The organism is Campylobacter sp. CNRCH_2013_0855 (assembly GCF_025773025.1).
Classification (GTDB): Bacteria; Campylobacterota; Campylobacteria; order Campylobacterales; family Campylobacteraceae; genus Campylobacter_D; species Campylobacter_D jejuni_C.
Genome location: NZ_JAKMTE010000069.1, coordinates 1 through 611 on the forward strand (window position 1 = coordinate 1; position 611 = coordinate 611).

Annotated in this window: 1 pseudogene; it reads left to right on the top strand. The window is 24.2% G+C overall.

Annotation, left to right across the window (positions count from 1 at the left end):
• Positions 1–611, top strand: a pseudogene (locus L8X40_RS08475) (hypothetical protein); the annotation flags it as partial.

Sequence of the window (611 nt, forward strand, 5' to 3'; positions counted from 1 at the left end):
TAAAGTTGAGACGAATAAATGGTGGAAAGTTTTTAAAGATATTTTTGAAAAAGACATTATTGTAAATAAAAACAAATCAAACATTACCACCTACAATGCCACAGAAGGTGGAGCTAGGATAGAAGGAAGTATAGAAAAATCTTTTAAAGAATTATGTGAAAATTTATTAAAAGAAAATAAGCCTTTATTTAAAACTATTAATACCAACACATCCAAAATCGGAGCCAAATTAAAAACTACAAGAAAAAATATGGAAAAAATACTTTCTTACAATCAAAATAATATTAATAAATCTCAAATTCTTTTAGAAAAAATTCAAAAAGCTAAAATTAATTTAAAAGTTAAATCGCTATTTAGGCAACTTGATGCATTTAAGAAACAGTTGTATAAAACATCTAATGGAGCATATGAACTTTATCCCCATATTTTATATCACCATGAACTAAAGATTAATAAACTTTTATGCAAAAATCCTAAAACTGAAATAGAACAAGAGCAAGTTATAAAAGATCTTTTAAATGAATACGAAGAAACCTTTAAGATACTTTTACATCTTTTCAATGTATTTGATAATACCATAAAAATGGAAAGTATAGAACTTTTTCAACTAA